We start from the raw sequence: 26,547 nt of genomic DNA, 5'->3' as shown, positions 1-26,547 counted from the left end.
TTTAACAATGACTAATGATAACAAATTTTCAGACAATTACAACTATTCAGAAAACTTTTAGGCGAATTTTAATAGAAGAATGATTTATTTCATCATATTTTCATACAAATGTTAAATTTTCATACAAATATAGGAAGCGTTTTACTGGCTTTTTACTATTTAAACAGGCTATCATAGGAAAAAGTGACAGAGAAAGTGAGGCGGAAAAGATGAACAAAAATGACGTACTGCTAGTTGCAAAAAATAAATCACTTTATTTTTTGCCTTCCATCCGCTCTTTAGATGTTTGGTCCGGAAAAGATTTACTACAGTCGGAATTCATTAAATCAGCTAGACAACAGTTGGCAAATTATCAGCTGATCGTTTTTTTAGATTATGGATTTGATATGGAGATGGCTCGACGCGTGCGCCCGTTTACCAATGCAAAAATTGTGTTATTTTTTTGGAATCACTTCAAAGCAGAACACGAAGCGATGCTGAAGCAGGCACAAGATGAACCGGCAATCGATGAGATTTATCATTTTGATTTTTTGGAAGCAAAAGAACTTGGGCTGAAACATAATAGTTCATTTTATTCGAAACATATGAATTTTTCTTCTAGCGAACCAAAGACGGATCTATTTTTTGGTGCAACGAATAATGGGAGAAAAGAACGAGCAGAAAGCTATAAGCAGGAATTTATAAAAAGAGATGTTACGACCAACTATTTCATTCTTCCACATCGAGGGAATGAACAACCTGGATATCTTACTTATGAAGAGTACCTGAAAAAAACAGGGGAATCGCGCGGGATTCTGGAACTGTTGCGGGAGGGTCAGCAAGGAGTGACTTTGCGGACATTTGAATCTATGTATTTTCAAAAGAAACTAGTGACGGATAATCAAGCGATTGCTCATTATCATTTTTATCGTCCTGAAAATATTTTTTTGCTTCGAGAACGTGATTTAGATGAATTACCGGAATTTCTGCATACACCTTTTAAGCCAATCCCATCAGAGCTATTGGAATTTTATGATGCAGAAAATTGGGCAAAACGATTTATCATTAACGATTCCACTATTTATGAGCAATACGAATATGACCTCTCCTCTGTTGAAAATAAATAAAAAACCTACATTTTGAAGAGATTATGTACCGAAACAAACAAGCACAATTCTTATGGCATCATGAGAGTTGTGTTTTCTTTTTGATCTTTCATTGGGCTTAAAAAAAGAGAACCAGCTGCTGATTCAGCTGATTCTCATCAGAGAGCCTTTTATTCTGCGCCAAGGATTCCTTCTTTTGCATGGACTAATTGGGTCAAAAAGGCACAATATGGTGTAGCAATATCATATTTTTGTCCTTTTCGCCAAACGGCACCATTGATGTAGTCGATTTCAGTCAAACGATGGTTTTTGATCAGGTCTTGGTACATAGATGGGTAATGCAACCCGATGTTGTCAGGATCATAAGTAGAAGCAATATGTTGGTACACTTCTTCTTGATCTAATATGATTCCTTCTTTTGCTGCGATAGAAGCAAATTCAGATACGATTGTTCGAACCATGCTCTCTGCCGCTTTTTGCGCGCCTAGTTCAGCAATATTACAATCCAAAATCGTGCATAAACCATTCAATGTTCCATTTACACAAGCTTTTCGCCAAATGGAATAACGAACATTATGGCTATAGATCGGATTTAATTTTGCTTCTTGAAAGACTTCTACAACTTTTTTTGTAAATGCTTCGCCTTCTGGTTCCAAGTTCTCTAGTTCGATTTCTCCATCACCTAACAATGTGACTTTTCCGGGACCAGCTAGACCAGCTGTCCACATCGTGATCCCAAATAAGATATTTTTCTTTGGCACATATTTTTCCAGTACATCTTCATGACCTAATCCATTTAGTAAACACAAAACATAAGTATTGTCAGTAATAATGGATTGGATCGAACGAAACATATCATCTAATTGATTCGCTTTTGTTAATGCTACGATCAAGTCCACGTGTTCGTTGCTTTCGATGATTTCTTCTGGTGAATAGATTGGCAGTTTTGCGACTACTTCTTTACCGTTAAAGTCAGCAATCAACCCATTTGTACGAATGGCTTCAATGTGAGCAGGCCAACGATCGATCAAGAGGACCTCATTTCCGCTTTGATGTAGCATCAATCCGATTCGGCTGCCCATTGCTCCGGCTCCAGCTATTGCGATTTTCATGTTTTTTCTCTCCTTTATCAATGAGTTCCCTTTTAGTATATAGAAAAATGGAAGAAAATAGCATTGTTTTGTTTGAAAAAAATGAAAAAAAGTGTCTTACTTAAGAAGAAAGTGAGGGATACAGATGGATATTTTGGCGGCAATTGATTCATTTAAAGGAAGTGCTTCTTCATTTGAACTAAATCAGGCAGTTCTAAATGGCTGGGAAGATCGTAAAGGAAGAAAAATCAATGTGCCGATTGCAGATGGCGGAGAAAATACTGCAGAAGCAATCTATTACGCGCTCGGGGGAACATGGCGTACCATTGATGGGATGGATCTCTTATTCCGTCAGCGAAAAATCAGCTATTTATTGACAACTTGGCAAGGAAAAAATACCGCAGTCATCGAATCTGCACAAGCATTGGGGTTAGATCTACTTGATAAACCAACGGATCAAACTATCCGACTTGCTTCCAGTTATGCCTTAGGAGAACTTATCAAAGATGCACTGCTTCAAGAAGTAGAACAAATTATTGTCACTTTAGGAGGAAGCGGGTGTAGCGATGGTGGTCTAGGATTACTCCAATCCTTGGGTGCTTCTTTAGAAGGGTACACAGAAGGAAATCCTTTATTATCTACTAAAAAACTTCATTTTGATCGAAGAAACGTTCTTGTTTCTAAAGTAAAATTGATTATCGCTGCAGATGTTACCAATCCATATACAGGTCAACAAGGAGCTGCTTGGCAATTTGGAAGACAAAAAGGTGGAATAGATACGACGCTAGCTTTCTTAGATAAACAAGCAGGAAAGATTGCTCAGCAAATAAAAGATTTCTGGGAGGTGGATTTAGATGATATTCCAGGAAGTGGAGCAGCAGGCGGTATTGGTGGAGCCCTTTTTTTGTTGGGAGCGAAGATGGTTTCTGGTTTCGATTTAGTCAGCCAAATCACTGGATTGGAAAAAAAGATCGAACAAGCAGATGTCATCATTACAGGAGAAGGGCGGATCGATCAGCAAACGATCCACGGAAAAGTTCCATACGGTGTAGCAGTGCTTGCAAAAAAATATCGAAAACCAATCATCGCTATTTGCGGAAGTAGAGACCAAGAGTTAGAAGGACTTTCTGATTTTCTCCCAATTGTCTTAAGTATTCATTTGGGTCCAATAGGTTTAGAAGAAGCAATGGAACACAGGCAAACATTAGAAAAAACAAAAATCTTAGGACAGACACTTAGCAGATTTTTCACCATCCTCCCGAAGTAGTTGACAAAATCATTTTCTTTATGCTATCGTAATTTCAAATATAGGACAAAGTGAGGGATCCGTGCATTGAAAAATTAAGTCGATTGATGAAAGCTGCATTCAGACTGTACCTTGTGGAGACAAGGAAGCAGTGTGCAGATTTTCGGGATTGGCTTGGTTTTTTCGATGTATGGGTCTTTTTGTGTGTACCCAACCCTTGCATCCTCTTTAGCCAGTTCTGAAAATAGGACTGGTCTTTTTTTACGAGGTGATGGAAAATGTCTAAAATCGAAATAAAAAATCTGACATTCGGCTACGACAGCCAAGGCACATTATTATTTGAACAAGCAAATCTAAATTTTGACACACAATGGAAACTAGGACTTATCGGACGAAACGGTCGAGGAAAGACAACTTTACTGAATATTCTACAAAACAAACTACCTTATCAAGGGCAAGTAATCCATCAGCAAGAATTTGTCTATTTCCCGCAACAGACAAAAGATAAAGAACGTTTAACCTATTACGTGTTAAATGATATTACGGATTTTGAGATATGGGAAATCGAAAGAGAGCTCCAATTGATGCAAACAGATCCTGAAATCTTATGGAGAGAATTCAGCACACTATCAGGGGGAGAGAAGACAAAAGTCCTACTGGCACTTTTATTTGTGGATGACACTCATTTCCCGTTAATCGATGAACCAACGAATCATTTGGATATCTCTGGTAGAAAACAAGTAGCGGCTTATTTGAAAAAGAAAAAACAAGGCTTCATCGTGGTCAGCCATGACCGGGGATTTATCGATGAAGTAGTGGACCATGTTTTAGCAATCGAAAAAAGTCAACTGGAACTTTATCAAGGGAATTTCTCTATCTATGAAGAACAGAAAAAACTTCGTGATGAATTTGAAATGGCTCAAAATGAAAAATTGAAAAAAGAAGTCAGTAGGCTAAAGAAAACAGCAGCTGAAAAAGCCGAATGGTCTCGTTCCCGAGAAGGAGATAAAACAAAGAAACAAGTCGGATTCATCGATACTGAATCTAGACGAGTGAATAAAGGAGCAGTGGGTGCTGATGCTGTACGGACGATGAAACGATCCAAAGCAATCGTGAATCGGATGGAGACCCAGATCAGCGAGAAAGAAAAACTATTGAAAGATATCGAATATATCGATTCTTTGACGATGAATAGCCAAGCGTCTCACCATAAGCGACTTTTAAGCGTAGAAGATCTTCAATTAGGGTATGAGAATCTGTTATTCGAGCCAATTCATTTTACAATCGAGCCTCATCAGCGGGTGGCGATTTCAGGTCCTAACGGTGCAGGAAAGTCATCCATTATCCATTATCTTCTGGGGGCATTCAACGGCAAGGTTATAGGAGAAAAATCCCAGCCAAAACATCTGAGCATTAGTTATGTACGCCAAAATTATGAAGACAATCGAGGAACGTTGGCGGAATTTGCAGAGAAAAACCAAGTAGACTACCAAGCATTTTTGAACAACCTCCGAAAGCTTGGGATGGAAAGAGATGTTTTTCATAACAAGATCGAGCAGATGAGTATGGGCCAACGGAAAAAAGTGGAATTGGCTAAATCTTTATCACAGCCAGCTGAACTATATATATGGGATGAACCATTGAATTATTTGGATGTCTTCAATCAAGAACAATTAGAACAACTGATCTTGAACGTGAAACCTGCCATGTTACTAGTGGAACATGATCAAACCTTCCTGGATAAAGTATCTACTGAGATTATTTCTCTTGAGAAAATCTAACCCTTGTAATCTCAAGAACAACAAGGTATGGTTAAGGGGAACTTTGCCAACGAAGGAGAGAATCACATGCTTTATGTAACGAGACACGGAGAAACAACTTGGAACGCACAAGGATTAGTTTGCGGACGGGCAGATGTGCCGCTGACTGAAAAAGGACAGATGCAGGCACAGAAACTAGCAGAAAAGGTAGTAGATTTGCCTGTTCCAATCACGAAAATCATCCATTCCCCTCTTCAACGAGCAAGAGATACAGCACAAGCAGTTGCTGATCGTCTCAGCTTGCCGCTGACGGTTGATGAACGATTGGTAGAAATGGATTTTGGGGATTATGATGGACTGCCAAGCAAAGATGAGAACTTTCAAAAAGCACGTTTAGCGTTCGCTGTACGATTCCCAAATGGGGAGTCAGTCTTAGATGTGTATGCACGGATCGTTCCTTTATTGAAAGAATGCATCGAAGACGAAGAAAATGTCTATCTGTTAGTTTGCCATAATGCCTTGATAAGAGTGATCAATGCTTATTTTCATCCGATGCCTAATGAGGGGTTCTTTACATTCATGGTAGATAATACAGAATTGGTTTCTTATGAGTAATTATGTTTTTGTGTTATTTAAATAAAATATTTCAAGGCACTGCTTTTGCTTAGCAGTGCCTTTTTTTAGGTTATGACAATTCTTTTGGTAATATAAACTCAACCTTTAGAAATGAAATTTAATTATTTTAATAAAAGTATTGAAATTTTGTTTCTTTAGATATATACTCTAGTCATAGAAATGAAGACGGATACAGAAAAAGAGGGATAATATGTTTGGCTTTTCAATATTTATGAACGATTCTTTGTCAGAAGAGAAGAAACAGTATATCCGCCAAATGGCATCCAATGGCTTTGTCGGTATTTTCACTTCCATGCATATACCAGAAGATGATGTTTCGGCATATCAAAAGCGATTGATCGAACTAGGAAGCGAAGCGAAAAAGAATAAACTAGAATTGATGGTCGATATTTCAGGAGAGGCATTGGAACGAGCGGGTTTTTCATTAGAAGATCTCACGCCTTTGAAAGCAATTGGTGTAACAGGTTTAAGAATGGATTATCATATTTCCAATCAGCAGATTGCCGACTGGTCACATCAATTGAAAATCAGTTTGAATGCTAGCACGATCACGCCTAAAGATATCGATGAATTGAAAGAAGCAGAAGCTGATTTCTCACAGATTGAAGCTTGGCATAATTATTATCCACGTCCCGAAACAGGGCTGGACAAAGAATGGTATCAGAAAAAAAATCAATGGCTCAAAATTCAAGGTCTCCTTGTCCAAGGTTTTGTACCAGGAGATACAGAGTTGAGAGGCCCACTACATCAAGGATTGCCGACTTTGGAAGAACATCGCGGGGTCCATCCTCTTGCAGGCGCTCTAGATCTATTAGCAAGTAACACGTATATTGTTTACATCGGAGATGCAGGTCTGTCAGAAAACGTTCAGGAGCAATTTGCTTCTTTCCAAAAAGAACAGACAGTCTTGCTCCATACAGAACCTGTAGATGAAGAATTTTACGAATATATATTAGGGAAGCATACGAATCGGCAAGACGATGCAAGAGATGTCATACGAAGCGCAGATGCACGTTTTCGAGAGATTCCGTCTATCCCAGCAAGAAATACAGCTACGCGTATGAAAGGGTCTATTACTTTAGATAACGAAAAGTATTTGCGCTATATGGGTGAGATCCAATTAACTAAATATGATTTGCCAGCGGATGAAAAAGTGAATGTAGTAGCCAAAGTTATCAAAGAAGAGCTACCATTGATCAACCAAATCAAAGCTGGTATGAACTATCAATTTATAAGAAAAGAAGGAAGATAAAAATGAGCAAAATCAATTTAGAGAACCTAACAACGGAACGCAGAAACCAAGAAACTTTTGGATTAGATGAGATGAGTATTTCTCAAGCCGTTCAACTAATGAACAAAGAAGATCAGAAAGTGGCCGCTGCGGTTGAAAAAGAACTGACAAGTATCGAACCAGTGATTGCTAACACGATTGAATCCTTTAAAAAAGGTGGACGTCTGATTTATATGGGAGCCGGAACAAGTGGAAGACTAGGTGTGTTAGATGCTGCTGAATGCGTACCGACATTCGGTGTAGAACCGGAAATGGTCATAGGTCTAATTGCTGGTGGAGAAGAAGCAATGACTGTAGCTGTCGAAGGGGCCGAGGATTCTTATGAGCTAGGGCAAGAAGATCTAATCAAGCTGAATTTGACAAAAAATGATATAGTTATTGGTATCGCAGCTAGCGGTCGTACACCATATGTGATCGGTGGATTAGATTACGCAAAATCGATCGGTGCTGTCACAGGAACGATTTCTTGCAATAAACAAGCCGAAATCAGTAAACACGCGGATTTCCCAATCGAAGTCGATGCAGGTCCAGAATTTTTGACAGGCTCTACTCGATTGAAGTCAGGAACAGCACAAAAACTGATCTTGAATATGATTTCTACTATCAGTATGATTGGTATAGGTAAAGTATTCAATAACTTGATGGTCGATGTCAAACCAACAAATGAAAAACTAATCGAACGCTCAAAACGAATCATCATGCAAGCGACAGAAGCTGATTACGAAACAGCTGAAAAGTACTTTGAAGAAGCAGATCAAAATGTTAAGCTGGCTATCGTCATGATTTTGACAAATAGTGATAAAGAGGAAGCTCAAGCAAAATTAGCTGAAGCAAACGGATTTGTAAAAGGGACCTTATGAGGGGGAAAAGACCATGGCAAAAAACGAACTGACTTTGGAAGAACTGGCAAAACAAATTTATAAAGGGGCAGGCGGCATGGGCAATGTAGAAAGCATTGTCCACTGCATGACTCGTGTGCGTATGAAGATCATCAATGATGATCTTGTAAATGTCTCTGAATTAAAAGCGATTCCAGGAGTGCTTGGTGTAGTAGAAGATGAACAGCTTCAAGTCATCATCGGACCTGGGAAAGTGAACAAAGTAGCACAGCAAATGGTTGATTTGGCAGGCGTGAAATTAGGAGAAAAACTTCCTTCTGTAAGTGCAGCTACAGCAAATTCATCAGCGTCTGGAAAAGACCGTGTAAACGAACGGGCACAAGAAATGAAAGCGGCACAAAAATCGAAACAAAAACCATCTAAAATCAAATCGGTATTAAAAGACATTTCTAATATCTTTGTGCCAATGATTCCTGCATTTGTCGGTACTGGGATCGTGGCAGGGATTGCCGCAGTTTTAGCAAACTTAGTCACAGCCGGAACACTTGATGCAGCAACATGGCAACAATATATCGATGTGATGAACATCTTGAAAAACGGGATGTTTAGCTACCTAGTTATCTATACAGGTATCAATGCTGCACAAGTTTTTGGTGCAACACCAACTCTTGGTGGAGTTATCGGGGCCGTTGTGATGCTGACAGGGATGAATCCGGAAGCACCACTGAAAAACTTATTTACTGGTGAAGCTCTTGCAGCTGGACAAGGTGGGATCTTAGGTGTCATCTTCGCTGTTTGGCTATTGTCAATCGTTGAGAAAAAACTGCATAAAGTAGTACCTGATGCGGTAGATATCATCGTTACACCAACTCTTTCATTGATTGCCATCGGTCTGATTGAAATTTTCTTCATCATGCCTTTAGCAGGTTTCATTTCTGATGGCATGGTCGGTGGGATCAACTGGGTACTTGGCGTTGGTGGAGCATTTGCCGGCTTCGTTCTAGGCACATTATTCTTGCCGATGGTTATGTTCGGACTGCATCAAATTTTGACTCCAATCCATGTGCAAATGATTGATGAAACTGGTCGTACGCTATTGCTTCCAATTCTTGCGATGGCTGGTGCAGGACAAGTGGGTGCAGCATTGGCATTATGGATTCGCTGCAAAAAAGATAAAGAATTAACAGAAATGATCAAAGGAGCTTTACCAGTCGGGATCCTAGGAATCGGCGAACCATTGATTTACGGAGTAACATTACCTCTAGGACGCCCATTTATTACTGCTTGTATCGGTGGAGGTATCGGCGGGGCAGTGATCGGAATGATCGGAAATGTCGGGGCTATCGCTATTGGACCTTCAGGAGCCGCTTTGATCCCATTGATCTCTGACGGTAAATGGTTAGGCTACATCCTTGGATTATTGGCAGCTTATGCTGGTGGCTTCGTTGCTACATTCTTCTTCGGTATTCCTAAAGACCGTTTAGAAAAAGAAGAATTAGCGACTGAAACAGCCACAGTAAATGAAGTGCCTGAAAAAGCAGTACCTCAAACTTCAGCTGAAAGTGTGACTATCCTCTCATCAGTTGCTGACGGAACAGTTGTTTCTTTAGATAAAGCAAGTGATCCAGTTTTTGCACAAAAGATGATGGGTGAAGGCTACTTTGTAGAACCAGAAAACGGACATATCCATTCTCCAGTTACTGGGGTAGTCAGTTCTGTCTTCCCAACGAAACACGCTATTGGGATCACAACGCCAAATGGTTTAGAAATCTTGCTTCATATGGGAATCAACACAGTTGACTTAGGCGGTGCGCCATTTGATGTGAAAGTAACAGAAGGGCAGCAAGTGACACCTGATACGCTTGTAGCAGAAGCTGACTTAGAAGCGATCAAAGCAGCAGGCAAAGAAACATCCATGATCGTCTTGGTAACCAATATGGATCGTGTAAAAAACTTTGTCTTGGAAAAAACAGGTAAAGCAAAAGCACCTGTGATGGATGTCAAAGCTTAATATGATAGAAACAATAGAAACGAAAGAAGAAGCTGAAATCTATTTTTCAGCTTCTTCTTTTTTATTATTTATTGTTTTCTGCTAAAATCTGATAAATTCGTGTCACATCAGATGGTGTTCCCCGTAATTCATAATCTGCCAAGAAAGGAAAGCCAAATGTTTGTGCATATTGTTTGGCTGTTAGACAATACTGATTATTGAAGTTTTTATTCCCGCTACCGACTACACCAAGACAAAGTTTATGATTGTCTTCATGTTCCAGATATTCACGCATCGTTTCGGTCAAGATTTCTGTATCACCGTTATCTAAACCATTTCCGCCGTCTAAATAAGTAGGAACGAAAGTAAAAAATGGTTCTGTTTCTTTCGTAAAATCACTATTTTCATGGATTTCTTTTAAAGTAACTTCAGGATTGACAGGATCTTCTGCATGCATTTTTTCAGCATATTCTGCTAGATGTTTGGCAAAGGCACGCGTATTTCCTGAAATCGATATATATAAAATGTTCATGGATCATCCCCCAATTCTTTCCTTTTAGTATAGCATCTTTTTTAAGTTTTTTGGTGGTGTAATTTGGAAAGGGACTAGGCGCTTTGCTTGTATAATGAGAAAAAAGCCGGTAGAATTATATTTCTATTAAAGTTTTTATTAATTAAGTAAAAATAAAAAAGGTTTGTTATACTTTTTGATAAAAGCGGTTTTATTTTGGAGGATGCTTACATGGATACAGAGCAACAGAAAAAAGGAATTGGTTTAATTCCACTTGCTGCCTTAGTAATTGGTTCAGCGATTGGAGGTGGCGTATTTGGTATTATGACGGACATCTCCGGATCGGCTGGCGGCCCAGCTATTTTCAGTTGGGTACTCGTAGGAACAGCAATGTTGATGCTCTCCTTATCGATCAATAATATCAATAAAAAACGTCCAGATTTAAAAGGCGGGATCTTTAGTTACGCAGAAGAAGGTTTTGGCCGTTTCGCTGGTTTTATCAGCGGTTGGGGTTACTGGCTCACATGCTGGTTAGGCAACGTAGCTTTTGCAACATTGTTGATGAGCGCATTAGGATATTTCTTCCCAGTATTTGAAGGTGGGCAAAATCTGGCATCGATCGTGATGAGTACAGTCTTTTTATGGGGATATGCATGGCTAGTGAATCGGGGAGTCGAAAATGCTAGTTTCGTCAATGCTATCGTCACATTCTGTAAATTAGTGCCATTATTTTTATTTATTGTAGTAGCTATCAGCACGTTTTCGATCCAACAATTCATTGATAACTTTTCTAGCGACATTATATTGAATGCGAATGGACAGCCGATCACGTTTTCCAGTCAAGTATTGAGTTGCATCATGGTGATGCTTTGGGTATTTGTTGGTATTGAAGGAGCCTCTGTCGTAGGTTCACGAGCAAAAAAACAATCAGATGTTGGGAAAGCAACGATTCTAGGGATATTCGGCTTGATTATTATTTACGTCTTGGTTTCCATGCTTCCATATGGGACAATGACGATGAATCAGCTGCAAACGATCAAGGCGCAGCCTGCTATGGGCTATGTGTTTGAAATGATGGTTGGTAAATGGGGAGCAGTCGTGATCAACGGCGGTTTGATCATTTCTTTAGTTGGTGTTTGGCTCTCATGGACGATCTTACCGATTGAAACAATGGGAAACATGGCTGAAGACGGACTTTTGCCTAAAGCATGGGGAAAACTCAACAAAAATGGGGCACCAACTTATGCTATCGTATTGACGACGTTATGTACGAATGTCTTTTTACTCTCATTATTATTCACTGACAGTGCTTATAACTTTGCTTACACACTTGGTACAGCAGCTATTTTCTTCACGTGGCTTTTCTTAGGATTGTACCAAATGAAACTTTCTTATCAGCGGAAAGAATGGGTCCAATTTTTAGTAGGGCTTTTAGCAAGTGCCTTTCAAGTATGGGCTATGCTAGTCGTAGCCTTTAATGAAGTAATGCTTGTTCTTGTTCTTTTCTTGCCAGGCATTTATTTTTATCTCAAAGCACGTAAGGAGCAAAACGAGCCTGTACAACATATCCACTTAGATAAGATTTTACTTATAGGTGTGACGATGGTCGGAGTGATTGCAATGGTTTTATTTGCCACTGGGATGCTTCACGTATAGAAGTATAAAAGAAGTATAAAGAGAGGTTGTGAGCCTGTCGTTTATTCAAAAACATACTAGGAAAGGAGCTGTGACACAAATGTTGTCACAGCTCCTTTTTCAGAATAAACGGTGTTTAAGAGACAGCCAATCGGCAATAAGGCTGAACGTCTCTTTCACAACCTCTTTTTTGATGAGTCATCATACATTTTTTCGCTTAAATACGAGATATCCTAATGCTAAGAACAAAACGATGTAAGCTAAATTACCGAACAGCATTTGATTAGTAGAAAGATGAGTCAATTGCTTCATGATCTCTTCGTTTCCAATTTGGTTTTGCAGATTCAACATACTGATCGGATTCCATTTGATCCACTCCCATTTTTGGATGAGTGCGATAAGGATACCAGATATGATTGACGAAGCAAAATAAAAGACGATTCCTGCTGAGATGGATGCACCGGAACTATTGATAAAGCAAGCAATCATCAACACTAAACTTAAAATCAGCCATAAACCGATATAACTACCCAAAGTATAAGTGAACAAGCTTTGGATCAGTGTTTGACCAGTAGAAACCTTCTCCGTGAAGGAAATCGAAGGGAAAAGAATCAGTTTCATCAACACAGTGACAATAATAGCTAAAAGGTATAAATAAACAGAATAAATAACTAATGTGATCCATTTGCTTACTAATATTTCTCCTCGAGAATACTTTCTATAAAGGAGATTTTTCAATGTACCATATTGTGCTTCCATCGAAATGATCGTGCTTGCAGCTGCAATCATGATAAAGACAATCCAAGATGTGGCACTAAAAAGCTGAGCAGTCATTTCAACTGGATCAATGATCGTTGTGTATTTTTTGGCTAGAAGTGCTGTTCCTATGAGCAAAACAACTAATAGAACAGATAAAACAGCAGTTGACTTTTTCTTGATCAATTTAAATAATTCTTGTTTTACAATCAATGTCATTTTTCTTCTTCCCCCTTTACTGAATCCAGAATTTCCAATAGAGAAGATTCCAAATCATTCGTCAGATGCTGGACGTCTGTCACATGGATATTTTGTGCAGACAATAACTGGATCACGGTTCCTAATAATTCTTCGTTTTCTTTTAAAAGCTTGATTTTATCAGAATCTTCCAAAGTATATCCAGCTTCTGTCAAGATCGTTCGAGCAGCTAGATCATTCGTTGTAGAGATAATGATGAAATCTTGCGCTGCTTGGTTCAATTCAGCCATTGTACATTGCTTGATGATCTTTCCTTGATTGATCAGGATCAGTTCATCCACCATTTTTTCAAGCTCACTGAGTAAGTGACTGGAGATCAAGAAAGAGGTGCCTTGAGTAGCCAAGTCGGTAATGATTTTTCGCACATCTCTTGTTGCTTGTGGATCCAACCCGTTCATCGGTTCATCTAAAATAACGATAGAAGGATGGTTCAGTAAGGCAAGAGCAATCCCTAGCTTTTGTTTCATTCCCAACGAGTAAGATTTCGCTTTTTTGTGAATGTACTTTTCCATCTTGAGCTGATTCACGATAGTATCGATAGCAGATACATCGTTTGTTTCAGAGAATAACTTCAGATGATCATAGCCTGTTAAGAATGGGTAGATACCCGGATATTCGATCAATGCTCCTACTTGTTCCAACCCTTTATGACTAGAGGGAGAAATCTCATTTTCCCCAATACGGATTGTTCCATCTGAGTAATGGATCAGTCCTAAAATAGCTTTCATGATCGTTGTTTTTCCAGCGCCATTAGGACCTACTAATCCAACGATTTTGCCAGGAGATAAGCTAAAACTGACATCGCTGAGGGCTTGTTTGTGACCAAAGTTCTTGGATAATTCTTGGACCGAAAGACTTTTCAAAAATATTCACTCCTTTTCTATAGATAGTACAAGCATACACCTGATGAGTGGAGAAGTCGCTAGGTCATTGGACTTATTTCTTATTTTTTCATAAAAAAATTGAATATTAAATAAAAAGGCTTATTTTTTCTGATCAGTACTTATTCCAAGTGTCTAGTGGCCGCTAGTAATCTTGATGCCAATGATACTGATGAGTAGCATCCCCACAAAGAACCAAGTGGAAAGATTCAGCTTATCATGAAACAAGACCACACCAATTATGACCGAACCAACTGCGCCAATCCCTGTCCAGATAGGATAAGAGAGACTCATCGGCAAACTTTTGATTGCCTTTGATAAAAAATAAAAACTAGCAATCATTCCAATCACTGTGTAAAAAGAATAATTGATTTTAGAAAAACCATCACTCCATTTCATCATCGTTGACCAGAATACTTCCAAAATTCCTGCTATGATTAATTCCATCCATGCCATACATACGTTCCTCCTTCAATATAAAAAATACACAAAAAGAGGAGAATCATCCCTTCAAAGACCTAATGGAATGATCATCCTCTTTTTTACTACCCGGTGGCAGATCGTATATCTTTTTCTGTAGTATAGCACACCTATCCAGATATCGGCAATCTCATACTTTTTAGTAAAGTGTACCAAGCATTGACGAATATATCGTTAGCAGAAAAGAAGATGAATGCTTTGCAATTTCACAGAAAGGAGTTGTTATTTATTAATCATTTAAAAAAAACAGTAACTAGACCTTATTTCTATATATTAGCGGGCAATAAATTAAAAAAAGCTTTACCTTACAATAAGTAAGATAATTTTTGTGATAAAAAAATAACGAAAAATATTTAAAAATAGTGTCTATTTCGTGAGAAAACAACTATATTTTTTATGTGTTTTGCTTTATAATTAAAAAAATATTGTCATTTTATGGAGGAAAATATATGGAAAATTATCTTAGCCTTTTAGGCGTCTTGATTGTTATTCTCGGGTTTGCATTTAAATTAGACTCGATATTGATCGTAATGGTTGCTTTAGTTGTTACAGCTTTGACTGGCGGTCTTGGCATTCAAGGAATGTTAGAACTTTTAGGTACAAGTTTTGTAAACAATCGCGGGATGGCGATTTTTATCATCATTATGTTGGCAACAGGAACGCTTGAAAGAAATGGTCTGAAAGAATCAGCGGCTTCCTTGATCAAGCGATTCAAGAAAGTATCTGCTGGTATGATTGTAGATATTTATGGGATCTTTCGAATGATCTTTGCGGCTTTTAACGTGAGTTTTGGTGGAGTTGCTGGATTTGTTCGTCCAATCATTTTACCGATGGCATTGGGGACCATCGAATCAAAAGGATTAGAAGTCCATCCTAAGCATGAAGAAGAACTAAAAGGTATGGCTTCGGCTATGGAAAATGTCTGCTGGTTCTTTGGCCAAGTACTATTCATCGGAGGAGCAGGGGCGTTGCTAGTCCAATCAACACTGAAAGATCTAGGATATGACGTAACATTGGGACAGCTTGCTTTAGTGGAAGTTCCAGTGGCTATCACGGCTTTAGTTGTGGCAAGTGTCTACTTCTATCTTAAAGAAAAGAAATTAGCGAAGAAATATTATCCAGGAAAGGGGCAATAAGATGGACTTTTTTACAAATCCTGATATTTTGTTAGGTGATAAATTATTGGAGATCCTTTATATCGTGATGGGACTTGTGTTGATTTACACTGGAGTAAGAAACTTAACAGATAAAACCAATCCTCATCGTTACGGCTCAGCCTTTTTCTGGACGGTTTTAGGGGTAGTTATTGCAGGAGGAAGATGGCTTCCGGCAATCGTGAACGGTGGCTTGATCTTTGCGATGACCATACCAGCAATTGCTAAGAAAGTCAGCAAAGGATAAAGCCGGCTTCCATCAAAAGAATATATGGAAAAAATGTCAGACAAACTAGGAATGAAAATCTTTATTCCAGCTTTGAGTATCGGTGTCTTTGCGATCTTGTTTGCTCTATTTACCAATTTAGGTGCTTTAGTCGGCGTGGGCGTCGGTGTTTTTGCAGCCATGCTAATCTTGATGTTCTTTTCTCGAGATAATCGACCAAGTACATTTTTAGATGATGCAGCAGATATGCTGGGCACAGTAGGGCCGTTAAGCATGTTGCCAATGCTTTTAGCTTCTCTAGGTGCGGTATTTACAAGCGCTGGAGTTGGGACAGTGATTTCCAATGCAGTAGGTACGATCGTTCCAGAAGGAAATGTGAACATCGGCATCATCATTTACGCTCTTGGCATGGTGATATTTACGGTAATCATGGGGAATGCATTTGCGGCCATCACCGTGATGACGGTTGGGATCGGTGCACCATTCGTATTTAGTCATGGAGCGAATCCAGCGTTAATAGGAATGGTTGCATTGACTTGCGGTTTTTGTGGGACCCTGCTGACACCGATGGCTGCTAACTTCAATATCGTGCCTGTAGCGATGCTGGAGATGAAAGACAAATACGGAGTGATCAAAAACCAGTTGTTTATTGCGTTATTTATGCTAGTTTTCCAAATTGCTTATATGATTCTATTTAAATAATAGAAGAGAAGGGTTGTGATAGAAGTGGACAGCTTCAAAAAATAAGAAGGAATTGACGAAAATAGCTTCTCAAATTTTTGTGGAATTTCGGCTTATTTTTCGAAGAAGCTACTTCTGGAACACCTTTTATTAGGAAACAGGAGGTGTGACACTAGTTGTGTCACGCCTCCTGTTTGTTTCTCTAATACTCAGGTCAGAGCGCTGATTTCACAACCTCTTTTTTTAGTTTCCTGCCACGAATCTATCGAAAAAGAGCGTGGACTTTTTTCGATGATATAAGGGTCATGGGTCACAACGATGACTGTTTTCCCTGCGCGATGCTGTTGGAATAGCAGATCCAAGATATGGTTACGGTTCTCGTTATCTAAAGAACCAGTGGGTTCATCTGCTAGGATCAGTTCTTTATCTTCTAGTAGAAGTTTGGCGAAAGCTAGGCGTTGCTTTTCTCCGCCAGAAAGTCGATAGACTTTTGTTTTCAATGGATAGTCTAAGGATACCTGATCAAGAGCTTCTTGCTGCAGTTTAATTTTTTCTCTTCGTCTGGTCTTTCGATAAATGAAGGGAATATTCAAATTGTCCGTGATCGTTTCATCTTCGATCAATCCATGATTTTGGAAAAGATAAGAGATTTTATTTCTACGTAGTAAAAGAGCTGCTTTGCTGTTGATTTTCGGCGCATTTTTTCCAAAGAGCGAGACCGTTCCTTCATCGAATGAATCAATCAGTCCCAAAAGGTTCAATAGAGTAGATTTTCCTGCACCGCTTTTTCCGTGGATCGTCCAAAATTCTCCTTGATCGATCGACAAGGAGACAGAATCCAGGACAAGTTTTTGTTTGTAGGCTTTCGTTACATGATCTAATTGGATGAGAGGCATCAAGACATCATTCTCCTTTTAATATAGTTGCTTTTTCTTTTCTTCCCAAACGGTGTAGAGTGAGGAAAATCATCCCTATCTCTAAGATAGAAAAAAGAATCAGACTCTGGATCCAAGCAAAAGGCATATCGGTGAAAATTGTATATAAAATCAATGCACCATACTGTATGAAAAACGGCAAGAAAATCATACGATAGGTTTTGATCATGGACATACCATTCAAGCGCCAAATCGTATATTTCTGTTTTTTGATTTTCAAAGAGATCAGCACGAGATAGGCAATCATCGTGACCAAAAGATAAAGAGCGAAGAGAATTTCCAGACTACGTCGTTTGATTTCGCCAAAACCTCTTTGTAAATCTATTTTTTTGATTTCTGAAAGCGGGGTGAGGACTGGATAGTTGTCCAATAAATAATTTTCTTCCAGTATCTTTTTGATCGGTTCAAATGTTTCCTCGACCGAGTGAGTGATAGGAACTTTCACCGGATCAAAGTACCCATTACCTGTAATGACTTGTCGGAGGTTCCCCGCACTGTTGTTTCTTGTTTGGACTTCGATGACATTCGGATAATGAATGATCTCTTCGTCTGGATAGAATGTATGGATCTCTTGTTTGGACCGAATAAGATAAAAATCAGCTTGCGATTCATCCAGAAAGTAGCCATGCAAACAATGTTCTTTGATTTCTTGGAACTGGTTCTCCAATCTTTCCGGTATTAGAAAGACACGTTGTGTTTCCTCGGGAGAGATCGCTATTTTTTGTCCAGTTACGCTGATGATCGGGTATTTTTGCAGATAATTGACATTTACACAAATTTTCCGGTTGATCTCTTCTTCTTCCATAAAGTAACTGATGGTACCAATCAGTAGCATCCCGTTTTCTTCTAGATATTGGTACAAGCGGTCTTGTTGGGCACTTAATACATTGTTTTCGATACTGATGACTTCATGGTTGTTTTTCCCTGAATAGGTATTATAAAATACTGCATACTCAGAAAATTCATCCGGATACGTAAAAGGAAGAAGCGACAGATTGACCAATTCGACAACAGTAAGGACGCTTGCCAAGCACCAGACGAAGGCGATGGTCTTGAAGAAATAAAGTGAAAAAATAAAGGTTCTGGCATACGATTTCCTATTTAGATTCTCCACAAAAGAAGTGGTACATAAGAAATAAACAACACATAGCAAACTAACGATAGATACGGTAAAAAAAGCAACTTGGTGGCTCATATTCAAAAGGAAGATCGATGGATCAAAAACCAGCTGGACAAAACAACACAGTCCGAACAGGAAAAGCAGATGCTTTATCAGGACTTTATATAAAATCACCACACAAGAAAGCCCATTCAATCGAAGGATCGTCAACTTTCTTGCATTGTCAAATAGCCATAGAGCAGTGAATAGCAAGAAGAAGACCAGACTGATAAAGATCAGATTTCTCACAGGTCGAAAATCAAGCAACATGATGGTTTCTGGATGGTCGGTATATTGAAAATCCTGTACTGTGAATGAAGGTTGGTAGAGTTTATTATATTTAGTCATTAAGCTTTCGATGAACGCTGATACCTTCTCTGTATGTTGGCTCTCCACAAATTTCGTTGCTTCTTTAAAGGAAGGCAGCTCTATCAATGGATGATTGTTGAACGTAGCATAATTGATCACATAGTGTTGGGTTGAGAGGTGTTTTGCTGATGGTTGATTCAGTAGCGTTCTCAAATCTGGCTCATTAGAATAATAGTCGATCACGACTAGATCAACACTTGGATCAGGCTTTCCGTTCGTGATTTTGGGTGTGAAATTTGTTTCACGAAAAAGTACGTTCAACTGTTCTTCTTCTGCCGTTTCGAGCAAAATGGTGAGATTTCTCGAAAAGTTTTGTCGATCGTCTTGGATCATTCGAGGTAGATCGAACGATTGGTATTGTTTAGGGAGCGAATAGCTATTGGCGATGATCCTTTCTTGTGCCATCTCTTGGACATAAAAGAAAATCATAAATGAAAGGATAGGAAAAAGGACAAATAAATTCAACCGAATAAGTTTATTGTTCATGAAACGTGATCCTTTACTGTTAAAATAGGTAGCAACTTTTTAATGACGTCTGATGAAAACATCGATGTGGTTACTTAGAAGTGACTCATCACCAGCCGTAATACGCTAAGCCAGTGTGTCTGCTATCACCTACTACAGTGGCATAGGCATATTGGTTCGCTCCAGCATAAGCTGTTCGCCTGTTACCGCCAACAACTGCTGTTGCATGGTGATAGAAATCATAATGATTGAAATTTGACCAAGCACGTTTTTGTCCTATTGGCATAGCAGGCCAACTATGCGTCCCGTATGTCCAATGCCCGCGGTGGATATGGACAGATCCTCTGCTTTCTAAAGGGGCATCCGTTATGAGAGAGGGATCTGTCGTGCCGATCACTTTCCCACTATCATCCAAAATGACCCCGCCTGATCGAGGCATTTGTTCGGTTATCCGTATTTCATTTTTTGAGTCTGTTACTGTGCCAGCGTGGACTTCTGTTTGTGCCATGGTAACGACAGTGCTTCCTAAAAGAAGTCCTATTTTGCAAACTAACGTTATTTTTTTCATTTCTTACTTCCTTTCTTAAATAAATGGTATAGGTGATATTTACATCAGACAATCTTTATTTTATAGCAAATTAATCCGTTTTCAAAGTAGTGGAACACTATTTTTTTTATAAGAATATATTAAGTTTGATCTGTTATGTTATTTAAACTATTGTTTCCTTTATTTACGCTGTGCAAGGAAAATGGTATGATAAAAGATAACCATATGTTAAATCAATCGGACGGAGGAACAACAGATGAAAGTACTAGTAACAGGTTTTGATCCATTTGGTGGGGACAAAGTGAATCCAGCCTATGAAGCAGTAAAAAAAATGCCAGATGAAATCAGCGGTGCTGAAATCATCAAAGTGGAAGTACCGACCGTATTCGAAAAAAGCAGTCAAGTAGTCAAAGAAGCCATCCAACAGCACCAACCAGATGTCGTGATCTGTGTCGGACAAGCAGGTGGACGGTCAGCAGTCTCGTTCGAACGTGTCGCAATCAATCTAGCAGAAGCAAGAATCCCTGATAATGAAGGAAATCAGCCATTCGATACGGCTTTAGAAGAAAACGGTCCAGCCGCTTACTTTACCTCATTGCCAATCAAAGCAATGACAAAAAATGTACAAGATCATGGTCTACCAGCGTACATCTCTTATACAGCAGGAACATTTGTCTGCAATGATATCATGTATCGTTTGCTTCATTTGATCGAAACACAATTCCCGGCAATTCGAGGTGGGTTCATCCACGTGCCATTCTCACCCGATCAAGTGATCGATCGTCCAGTGGGTACGCCTTCTATGTCTTTAGAAGACATTGCTTCTTCTTTGACTTATGCAGTTGAAGCAGCAGTAGAAAATAAAGAAGATATTTCCGGAAATGCCGGAACAACTCACTAATTTAGCAAGAAACACTGGCTGGTTGCTAACGTTATGTTAGTAGCCAGCTTTTTGTAATTAGAAAGGAAAGAAACAGCCGTGGAAGAATGGCAATCCGTCTTTGAAGAATGGTTTCCAAAAGAAATCAGCAAAAGCTATCCCATCAAAATTTCTAAACAATACACAAGCAGTCAACGTTGGGAAATCTATGCAAAATTAACGAAAAAACAGCGGGAACTAGTCGATAAGCACCGCCGATATCTAATCAGCTCTCGTTTTATGGAAGAACATTATTTAGCTGCAACAGATTGGGTGTTTTCTGACTTCAAGATCAATCCGTTTTTTCGAACAAAACGAAGCCAGCAAAAATTGTATTGTGAGTGTGGTAGAGAATTAAAAGTGCAATACATCGTTAAATCGCCAAAAACCGGAAAGATCCTAAAACTAGGCATCAACCACTTTGCCGATCACCTGCATGTCTCTCCGACAGTGGCAGCTTCGATCCATCAGGGAATGACAAAAGTTGATCTGGCCTTAGACGAATTATTATGGCTTAAGCAGAAGAATATCGATTTTCCTGAAGGACTATGGCAAAAATACTGTTTTGTCTTGTACCAAAATCGTCGGATGAAACAGCCATATTTACCGGATATAAAATTAGCTCAGCGGCTCGCAGAATTTCGCCAAGTAGAAATGCCGATTTACATAGCGGATTATCAAGCATTGGAAAATGAAATCAAGAAAATAAGTGAACACATCAATGGGCAGCCAAAAAAGCGACAGATAAAAAAAGAACTATTTGACGACTTTGCAGAAGAATTAGTAAAGGATGTAGAAGAATTCTTGATCAACTATCGCGCATTTTTACGTAAAGATTGGCAATCCATCGTATATGAAGAAGTGCCAGTACATCCTAATGCTTATTTTGAAACATTTATTTCTGTGTTGAGAAAGACAAAACGTCAACGAACACCAGAAGTCACTGCTCAGATGGAATATTTTGCGAAAAACCAACGATTCATCCAACCAAAAATCTATCTATTTATTTGGAAGCAATATTGTCGCTATGGTTTTACAGAAGGGTTCTTCGACAGCATTCCTCGGATAGTCAGAAATGGTTTTTTAAAAGTATTGCGTAAAGAACGAGAAGCTATACAATCTGCTGATAAGAAAGACCGTACAGTCTCAAAAGAAAAATGGCAACTAGTAGTGAAAGATATCCAATCTGGAAATGTGCAAGAGACAATCGACAAATGGAAAGGAAAACATTATCGTTTTACTGAAGCTCAGAAACAAGCGTTGGAATATTATCAGAAGTTAGAAGAATCACTGCGTTTCAATGATGAGGCAAGAAAGTATCTGAAGGAATTACTATAAAAAATAGAGGCTGGGACAGAAGCGTTTAACTCCAAGAAATAAGAAGGAATTCACGAAAATTGCTTTTCAAATTTTTGTGAATTTCAGCTTATTTCCGAAGGAGTTGCTTCTGCTTCCGCCGTTTATACGTGTTTAGAGCGTGAGACAAAAGTGTTCTTTACTTTTGTCCCACGCTCAGTTTTTTTATGCGCGTTGTTGTGCGTTGTAGTATTCTTCTTCCATTTTTTGCATACGTTCACGTTCTTTTTGGTTATACCAAGGTGAAACGGTAAATGCAAGGACATCATTCAGCAAGTAAACAGAGCTGTTCACGAACATCGCCAAACTTGCAGATCCATGCGTAAATGAAATATACCAAAGGACCATTTGAGCAAGCCCTGAAGCTAACCACCAGTAATATTGGTTGTTGTAACGCAAGAAACTGATGATACCAGCAGTCAAGCTAATAGAAAAAGCAATGGCATCTACCCACGGCCGAGGATCATCTGTATAACGACCAATCAGGAATCCTGAAACAAGATAGACAAGGAAAGTACTGATGATTGCGATAAACCAGCTTTTTCCAGTGAATTTTCGGATTTTTGAAGCCATATTATGATTCCATTCTTTACTTAACAATACGGGGATATCCAATGTGATCATATAAGCAATCTGTTCACCGATACTTAAATAGTTCTTTGCTGAGAATCCAACGATAATAAAACAAATCGCAGACAAAATACCTAAAATACCGTTGACTGATTTTGCCGCATTGATGGATAAAATACACAATACACCAAGCGTGGTACCGATAAATGTAATAACGGACAGCCAAGTGATGGGACTATTGACAAGAGTCATGACCTGGCAGCCAAGACTGAAAAAGAAAAGATAATAATTTTGTTGCGGCCAGCCTTTTAGCTGATGAGCTAAAAACTGAAAATATGACTTCATGTATGAGGACTCCTTAAGACACTAAATGTAGTGTGTTCTGTATTTACTAACACAATCTATTGTATGCTTTTCTTGAAAAAAAACTAGTCTTTCAATTATAAATAATTTGTGTTATGATAATTTTCTGTTTGTTTTCTTGAAAATATAATTTCTTACTTTCATTTATTATATTGGGAACAGGAAGAGTGTCTTGGAGGACCTACTTTCTGTTTTTTTTTGCCTTTTTTCTTATAAAAAGGAAAAACAGCTATTTTTTTCAATCTGACACATTTACAATGGAACTGGAGATTAATATAGATCCGAGCTTAAACGAAGAATAGGAGTGCTCATATGAACCTTACAACGATCCATCATATAGCCATCATTGTTTCAGATTATCAGAAATCACGTGATTTTTATGTTAATAAATTAGGATTTGAAGTAATCAGAGAAAATTACCGCAAAGAACGAGATGACTATAAATTAGATCTGAAACTAGGAAGTGCTGAATTGGAGATTTTTGGAATTGCTAATGCACCACAACGACCAAACTATCCAGAAGCTTGTGGCTTGCGTCATCTTGCTTTCAAAGTAGACGATATTGAAGAAACAATTGCAGAATTGCAGTCCTTAGGGATCGAATCAGAACCGATTAGAGAAGATACCTTTACAGGAAAAAAAATGACGTTTTTCTTTGATCCAGACGGATTGCCATTAGAATTGCACGAATAAAGATAACAAAATTGTCACTTTTTTTTCGTTTCATTCGATTTTTCATTCGATCATTTCTTGATATTCTTTAAAAAAAAGAAACAGGAGAATGAAGAATGAAAAAAATGATGTTTGGTGTTGCTGCCCTCATCGTAATAGGGATTACCGGTATGACGGGACTGCTCAATGCCGCTTTTCACATGGATGATATTAGTGACCAGGAATATCGGATCTCATTGAAAAAAGCAGCAGCAATCGTAAAAAACGAAACAAAAGAACATAACATATCTGCTATTCATTTTGCAGTTGAAAAAGATTTGGAGAATCCTACGAATGCAACATATGAATACCAGTTTTTTTGTGAAGGACAAGTCATAGCAGTCAATCCATCCACTGGGAAAACAACCGTACGAAATGACACGAAAAAGGCCGCAGAACATCTTTTTGATATAGAAAAAACGGAAGAGTTCAAACAACCGCAAGCAGCGATGAAGGAAGCAGTCAGCTACTACGGGAAAAAAGCAAAAGTGAAAGAGTGGACACTTCTAGTCAAAGATGAACGTCCTTATTATAAAGTCCGATTAATAGATGGAGAACAGGACCGTCAGGTATGGATATCTGCATAGAAGAAGGATATTGCTTCTCTTTTTTACAATATAAGAGTAAGCTAAGAGAGTAAAGATGAAAGGAAGTTGAGATAACATGGAAAAAATGAAATGCCCTAATTGCGGAAAAAAATTTGCATACGAAGAAGTCAATAATGTAGTCGAACATAATGATAAAGAAATGCCAGTCGTCTGCCCTTATTGCCGAACTGAAGCGGCAAGAATCGTTACTCATGGTTATTTCATTACTGAAAAGATTGAAGATTTTTTAAAATAACGATTTTGCGATTTCTTTTTCTGCATGTTAGAATGGAGAAAAGGAGAGGAAACTATGATTCGTTTTGCGAGAAAAGAAGATGCTCCAGAAATCGCCCCATTGATCTTAGTGATTCTAAAAGACATGGAATTGCCATTTTTGAAGCAGACAGGGGAACAAAAGACTTTAGAGATTTTAGAAGAAGCAATCACTGATCCAAATTATCGTTACAGTTATTCACGAGGTATCGTAGAAGAAATAGACGGTAAAGTTGCAGGAGTTGCTTACGGTTATACAGATGAAGAAGAATCAATCATCGATCAGCCACTGGTACCTATCTTAGAGAAATATCAGCTAGATGCGTCTACACGTTTGTTTATTGATAAAGAAACGTTTCCCGATGAATGGTATTTGGACTCTATCAGCGTATCAGAAGATTTTAGAGGACAAGGCATCGGTTCACGGTTATTAGAAGCATTACCTAAATTGGCGAAGAAAGCTAATCGCTCCGTCATCGGTCTAAGTGTGGATGAAAAAAATCCAAAGGCTAAAAAATTATACGAACGCCATGACTTCAAAGTTGTCGGTCAGCGGATGATCAGTGGTCATCTTTATGATCATATGCAAAAGAAATTAAATTGATTTAAATTGTCAAATAGTGAAAAAATAATAATGGTGTAAAGAAGAATGAACGTTACTAAAAATTGAATAGGTTTTAATAAGGTTGTGACAGAAGTGGTCAGCTTCAAGAAATAAGAAGGAATTTACGAAAATTGCTTCTCAAATTTTTGTAAAATTTCGGCTTATTTTTCGAAGAAGCTACTTCTGGAACACCGTGTATCAGAGGTTGTGAAAAAGCTGCCCTGCATCAAGTAATAAGAACAGCCAAATAAAAATAGCTCCTCCTATTTTTCGTTTGGTTGGGCTTATTACCGCAGATGCAAGCTTTTGAACACCGTTTAAGGAAGAGGTTGTGAAAAAGCCGCTTAGTTTCGAGTATTAAGAAAAATTTTGTGAAAATGGCTTTCTACATTTTTGCATAAATTTGGCTTAATACCGAGAAACTGGCTTTTGAACACCGTTTATTCGAAATAAAGGACTGTGACACGATTTTTGTCACAGTCCTATTTGCTATCCGTTGTAAAACTATATTCGACTCCGAATGAATCTTTCAATCTTGTTTGGTTATCAGCTACCCATGTAAATTCCTTTTTGTAATCTTTTCCGATTAGATAAGTTTTTTTATTATCAGAATCGATTTCCACTCTTCCATTTTTGACTTTCCTGTTGAAACTTTGCAGTAACTCTGGATTTTCAGTAGAAATAGTTTCGGAAGGAAAGTCTTCTTTAATCATTTCAGCCAGTAACAGTCGATCGGTTTCGCTTAACAATTTTGTTGGAGAGGTATTTAAATTTATATTTTGTTTAAATTCTTTACTGATTTCTAAATACCCATTATCTAAAATATAAGTTCCTCTAGTTTGTAAGGTTCCATTAGCTGTAATTTTTTCTATTGTAACATGAGTTATTTTATTGTAATTCGAATTGCAACCGCTGATTATGAATAATAATAACAAATGCGATGTATAAATAGTTCTTTTTAATAACTTTTTTTCATATGTCCCTCTCCTTTACCTTCTTTTTTTCTGATATTTTACCATATTTGCGAAAAAATAGTAATATAATTAAAGTTTTGTTTGGTGTGCATAAAAATTCAATATATAATCAGGATATAAAAATATAAATGGAGGTTTTTTATGATTAAAAATGTTTTTTATCTAGCTGTTTTTTGCTGTCCGTTGCTGTTTTAT

At 38.3% G+C, this 26,547-nt stretch carries 25 protein-coding genes and 1 pseudogene; 16 read left to right on the top strand and 10 right to left on the bottom strand.

Going from position 1 to position 26,547, the window contains the following annotated elements; all coding sequences use genetic code 11:
• Window positions 1-209 precede the first annotated feature (209 nt).
• Window positions 210-1,106 carry a hypothetical protein gene (locus tag RG571_RS04215; RefSeq protein ID WP_002339050.1) on the top strand — a complete coding sequence of 299 codons (897 nt, stop codon included), beginning with the start codon at window positions 210-212 and terminating at the stop codon, window positions 1,104-1,106.
• 149 nt (window positions 1,107-1,255) lie between these two features.
• On the opposite strand, the gene RG571_RS04210 is transcribed toward RG571_RS04215, so the two are convergent.
• A complete protein-coding gene (locus RG571_RS04210; RefSeq protein ID WP_002323776.1) occupies window positions 1,256-2,197 on the bottom strand; it encodes a 2-dehydropantoate 2-reductase in 942 nt (313 codons plus the stop codon).
• A 124-nt stretch (window positions 2,198-2,321) separates the two neighbouring features.
• On the opposite strand from RG571_RS04210, the gene RG571_RS04205 reads away from it, so the two are divergent.
• The 6 genes from RG571_RS04205 to RG571_RS04180 all read left to right on the top strand — a co-directional run bounded on the left by RG571_RS04205 (window position 2,322) and on the right by RG571_RS04180 (window position 9,959).
• A complete protein-coding gene (locus RG571_RS04205; protein ID WP_002291594.1) occupies window positions 2,322-3,443 on the top strand; it encodes a glycerate kinase in 1,122 nt (373 codons plus the stop codon).
• Window positions 3,444-3,700: 257 nt separating this feature from the next.
• Complete coding sequence (gene eat(A), locus RG571_RS04200) at window positions 3,701-5,203, top strand: ABC-F type ribosomal protection-like protein Eat(A) (RefSeq protein ID WP_308947518.1); 1,503 nt, start codon at window positions 3,701-3,703, stop codon at window positions 5,201-5,203.
• A 66-nt stretch (window positions 5,204-5,269) separates the two neighbouring features.
• Window positions 5,270-5,797 carry a histidine phosphatase family protein gene (locus RG571_RS04195; RefSeq protein ID WP_002296174.1) on the top strand — a complete coding sequence of 176 codons (528 nt, stop codon included), beginning with the start codon at window positions 5,270-5,272 and terminating at the stop codon, window positions 5,795-5,797.
• Window positions 5,798-6,008: 211 nt separating this feature from the next.
• Complete coding sequence (locus RG571_RS04190) at window positions 6,009-7,070, top strand: MupG family TIM beta-alpha barrel fold protein (protein WP_308947519.1); 1,062 nt, start codon at window positions 6,009-6,011, stop codon at window positions 7,068-7,070.
• A 2-nt stretch (window positions 7,071-7,072) separates the two neighbouring features.
• Entirely contained in the window at window positions 7,073-7,969 is an 897-nt protein-coding gene (murQ, locus tag RG571_RS04185; RefSeq protein ID WP_002287094.1) for an N-acetylmuramic acid 6-phosphate etherase, read from the top strand.
• A gap of 13 nt (window positions 7,970-7,982) precedes the next feature.
• Window positions 7,983-9,959, top strand: a complete 1,977-nt coding sequence (locus RG571_RS04180; RefSeq protein WP_258430303.1) for a glucose PTS transporter subunit IIA — start codon at window positions 7,983-7,985, stop codon at window positions 9,957-9,959.
• A 64-nt stretch (window positions 9,960-10,023) separates the two neighbouring features.
• On the opposite strand, the gene nrdI is transcribed toward RG571_RS04180, so the two are convergent.
• Window positions 10,024-10,470, bottom strand: a complete 447-nt coding sequence (nrdI, locus tag RG571_RS04175; protein WP_002287091.1) for a class Ib ribonucleoside-diphosphate reductase assembly flavoprotein NrdI — start codon at window positions 10,468-10,470, stop codon at window positions 10,024-10,026.
• A gap of 210 nt (window positions 10,471-10,680) precedes the next feature.
• On the opposite strand from nrdI, the gene RG571_RS04170 reads away from it, so the two are divergent.
• Window positions 10,681-12,105: a basic amino acid/polyamine antiporter gene (locus RG571_RS04170; protein WP_002323779.1), complete on the top strand. Its 1,425-nt coding sequence runs from the start codon at window positions 10,681-10,683 to the stop codon at window positions 12,103-12,105.
• 180 nt (window positions 12,106-12,285) lie between these two features.
• Here the strand turns inward: RG571_RS04170 and RG571_RS04165 are convergent, their stop codons facing one another.
• The 3 genes from RG571_RS04165 to RG571_RS04155 form a co-directional block, all read right to left on the bottom strand.
• A complete protein-coding gene (locus RG571_RS04165) occupies window positions 12,286-13,059 on the bottom strand; it encodes an ABC transporter permease subunit (RefSeq protein WP_002323780.1) in 774 nt (257 codons plus the stop codon).
• Complete coding sequence (locus tag RG571_RS04160) at window positions 13,056-13,961, bottom strand: ABC transporter ATP-binding protein (RefSeq protein ID WP_002299964.1); 906 nt, start codon at window positions 13,959-13,961, stop codon at window positions 13,056-13,058. The genes RG571_RS04165 and RG571_RS04160 overlap by 4 nt, the downstream gene beginning before the upstream one ends.
• 153 nt (window positions 13,962-14,114) lie before the next feature.
• A complete protein-coding gene (locus tag RG571_RS04155) occupies window positions 14,115-14,435 on the bottom strand; it encodes a multidrug efflux SMR transporter (RefSeq protein ID WP_002287086.1) in 321 nt (106 codons plus the stop codon).
• Between the two features lie 473 nt (window positions 14,436-14,908).
• On the opposite strand from RG571_RS04155, the gene RG571_RS04150 reads away from it, so the two are divergent.
• Window positions 14,909-15,595, top strand: coding sequence for a DUF969 domain-containing protein (locus RG571_RS04150; RefSeq protein ID WP_002287083.1), 687 nt, complete (start codon window positions 14,909-14,911; stop codon window positions 15,593-15,595).
• A 1-nt stretch (window position 15,596) separates the two neighbouring features.
• Window positions 15,597-16,541: pseudogene (locus RG571_RS04145) on the top strand (DUF979 domain-containing protein).
• A 188-nt stretch (window positions 16,542-16,729) separates the two neighbouring features.
• On the opposite strand, the gene RG571_RS04140 reads toward RG571_RS04145, so the two are convergent.
• The 3 genes from RG571_RS04140 to RG571_RS04130 form a co-directional block, all read right to left on the bottom strand.
• Window positions 16,730-17,416 carry a putative bacteriocin export ABC transporter gene (locus RG571_RS04140; protein ID WP_010829566.1) on the bottom strand — a complete coding sequence of 229 codons (687 nt, stop codon included), beginning with the start codon at window positions 17,414-17,416 and terminating at the stop codon, window positions 16,730-16,732.
• 7 nt (window positions 17,417-17,423) lie between these two features.
• A complete protein-coding gene (locus tag RG571_RS04135; RefSeq protein WP_002339043.1) occupies window positions 17,424-19,469 on the bottom strand; it encodes a hypothetical protein in 2,046 nt (681 codons plus the stop codon).
• 88 nt (window positions 19,470-19,557) lie between these two features.
• Window positions 19,558-20,016: a lactococcin 972 family bacteriocin gene (locus RG571_RS04130; RefSeq protein WP_002323785.1), complete on the bottom strand. Its 459-nt coding sequence runs from the start codon at window positions 20,014-20,016 to the stop codon at window positions 19,558-19,560.
• Window positions 20,017-20,251: 235 nt separating this feature from the next.
• Between RG571_RS04130 and pcp the strand changes: the two genes are divergently transcribed.
• Both pcp and RG571_RS04120 read left to right on the top strand, forming a co-directional pair.
• Window positions 20,252-20,896: a pyroglutamyl-peptidase I gene (gene pcp, locus RG571_RS04125; protein ID WP_002287081.1), complete on the top strand. Its 645-nt coding sequence runs from the start codon at window positions 20,252-20,254 to the stop codon at window positions 20,894-20,896.
• Between the two features lie 78 nt (window positions 20,897-20,974).
• Window positions 20,975-22,252 (top strand): hypothetical protein, encoded by a 1,278-nt coding sequence (locus tag RG571_RS04120; RefSeq protein WP_002323716.1) that lies wholly within the window; start codon window positions 20,975-20,977, stop codon window positions 22,250-22,252.
• A gap of 183 nt (window positions 22,253-22,435) precedes the next feature.
• Here RG571_RS04120 and pnuC read toward each other — a convergent pair whose 3' ends face one another.
• The gene (pnuC, locus tag RG571_RS04115; protein WP_002339041.1) at window positions 22,436-23,185 is read right to left on the bottom strand and encodes a nicotinamide riboside transporter PnuC; all 750 of its coding nucleotides are present in this window, start codon (window positions 23,183-23,185) and stop codon (window positions 22,436-22,438) included.
• Window positions 23,186-23,515: 330 nt separating this feature from the next.
• On the opposite strand from pnuC, the gene RG571_RS04110 reads away from it, so the two are divergent.
• The 4 genes from RG571_RS04110 to RG571_RS04095 all read left to right on the top strand — a co-directional run bounded on the left by RG571_RS04110 (window position 23,516) and on the right by RG571_RS04095 (window position 25,378).
• Window positions 23,516-23,896: a VOC family protein gene (locus tag RG571_RS04110; protein WP_002287076.1), complete on the top strand. Its 381-nt coding sequence runs from the start codon at window positions 23,516-23,518 to the stop codon at window positions 23,894-23,896.
• 95 nt (window positions 23,897-23,991) lie between these two features.
• A complete protein-coding gene (locus tag RG571_RS04105; protein ID WP_002323788.1) occupies window positions 23,992-24,501 on the top strand; it encodes a hypothetical protein in 510 nt (169 codons plus the stop codon).
• A 76-nt stretch (window positions 24,502-24,577) separates the two neighbouring features.
• Entirely contained in the window at window positions 24,578-24,757 is a 180-nt protein-coding gene (locus RG571_RS04100) for a hypothetical protein (protein ID WP_002291570.1), read from the top strand.
• Window positions 24,758-24,811: 54 nt separating this feature from the next.
• Window positions 24,812-25,378 carry an N-acetyltransferase gene (locus tag RG571_RS04095; RefSeq protein WP_002299952.1) on the top strand — a complete coding sequence of 189 codons (567 nt, stop codon included), beginning with the start codon at window positions 24,812-24,814 and terminating at the stop codon, window positions 25,376-25,378.
• 482 nt (window positions 25,379-25,860) lie between these two features.
• Here RG571_RS04095 and RG571_RS04090 read toward each other — a convergent pair whose 3' ends face one another.
• Entirely contained in the window at window positions 25,861-26,313 is a 453-nt protein-coding gene (locus tag RG571_RS04090) for a hypothetical protein (RefSeq protein ID WP_258430377.1), read from the bottom strand.
• Window positions 26,314-26,547: the final 234 nt, after the last annotated feature.

It is taken from the genome of Enterococcus sp. FR204 (genome assembly GCF_031143325.1).
Classification (GTDB): domain Bacteria; phylum Bacillota; class Bacilli; order Lactobacillales; family Enterococcaceae; genus Enterococcus_B; species Enterococcus_B faecium.
The sequence above is the reverse complement of the archived record's forward strand: the minus strand, read 5'-3'. Positions and strand labels throughout refer to the sequence as shown.